This window comes from Gilliamella sp. Pra-s60, assembly GCF_009795755.1.
Taxonomy (GTDB): Bacteria; Pseudomonadota; Gammaproteobacteria; order Enterobacterales; family Orbaceae; genus Gilliamella.
Window position 1 is genome coordinate 1 of sequence record NZ_WTFA01000035.1, and the last position, 1524, is coordinate 1524.

Genomic DNA, 1524 nt, shown 5'->3' on the forward strand with positions numbered 1-1524 from the left:
TGATATCTTGTTTTTGGTCGTCTTTATTGCGGATGATGAGTTGTCCGTTTTCTACCGCTGAATGCGTTATACTGGACTCTTTTCCGCTGTTTTGATACGCCGTCGGGGCGCCCGCTCCGCCAGTGTCGCCACGGTTAGCACAAAAAAACACCAAAAAAACTTAAATAAAATCAATACGTTTTCTGACCTATTTTTTGTATTTTGAATTGAGGGATATATGCGCATGAAAACAATAATGGCTAAAAAGTAGTGCTAAGCCAAAATTAGTAATTAAAAAATTAATTATAGAGTTTAGTGACAGAGTTAACTGCCACTTTTTAATAACGAATACACTAAGTAAGATGGTGTTAGAATTGTCGGGTTAAGTTTGAGTTACCAAAATTAATTCCTCATTGCGGACCACTCCAAATTAATCTATTCTTTAACTCGTAAGGAACCAAATCAAATAATTTTTTTATTCTTTCTATATGCCCTCGGTAATTTGGGGATATGTCTTCATTACAATTATCATAATAAAATTTGGCTTGATTATTTATAAAGTGAATATCACTTTCTGTAAAATCTTGAACCAGTATCTTTCTAGGTAAATTATGAATCAGTTCAGCCTCATAATAACATGATTCATCATTCGCCTTTCTAATTGCATTTTGTGATTGAACATTTCTGATATAAGGCAAAGCCCATTCTAGCATTTCAACATAAATTTCATTTTTCATCATAACGTTCACCTTTTAGGTAGAGGTCTTGCATCAATAGGAGGCTTTTGTGTCTCTGTCCATTTTCCATTAGATAATAGCTTTTTGACATAAAAAGTATTTCCTGTTTTCTTATAAATTTCCATTGCAGCCGCCATTCTATGATGGCCTTCTGTAATATAATAGTTTCCTTTACTATCAACATATCCAGCTATAATATTATCAATTTTTTTAAAATCATAGTTTCCATTCATCATATCACGTTTCATAGAGTCTATTTGAGCTGGGTTTCTTAATCCAACTTGAGTTCCTTTAATATTGGGAATGCTTTCAGATATGGTCGCTGCATTAGTATTCCCCTTTCCACCCCCTCTAGAAATCGATTTTGAAACAGCTACAGGCATAAATGTAAAACCAGCATCGATTAATTTCATCGCCATTTCAGTACTAAATTCTTCACCATTATTCAATCTTTTGGTTACATCAAATAACGCACTTGCTGATTCTACTGTATCCATCGTATTATAGATTAAACCTACTCCTCCAGGCAAAAAGTTCATTACTGGACGACCGACTTGTCGCACCCATTCCGTTGCTTGAAGATAGTTCTGAATATTATATTGTTCTCGATAATATTCTTCAGTTTCATCCATTGCACGAGAGCTAAATAATTTTTCAAGTAATGATTTATTTGCGATAGATTCCCAGTAAGCAGCATTATATTGCTCTTGCTGCTCTTTTGTCCCTAAATATGGATAATCATAATTATGAGCCCTATATCCCCAGTTACCTGTTAATAAATCGTTAACTGATTGTCTGGCGGCTTCTT

At 34.2% G+C, this 1524-nt stretch carries 1 protein-coding gene and 1 pseudogene; both read right to left on the reverse strand.

The features are described from left to right. Window positions 1-389 precede the first annotated feature (389 nt). On the reverse strand, window positions 390-719 hold the full coding sequence (locus tag GQ596_RS10890) for a zinc ABC transporter substrate-binding protein (protein ID WP_160401746.1): 330 nt from the start codon (window positions 717-719) through the stop codon (window positions 390-392). 5 nt (window positions 720-724) lie between these two features. After that, a pseudogene (locus GQ596_RS10895) lies at window positions 725-1524 on the reverse strand (hypothetical protein); the annotation flags it as partial.

What these genes read in the sequence shown, in the direction of transcription:
- GQ596_RS10890 (WP_160401746.1), bottom strand. Translation starts at nt 719, where the DNA reads ATGATGAAAAATGAAATTTATGTTGAAATGCTAGAATGGGCTTTGCCT.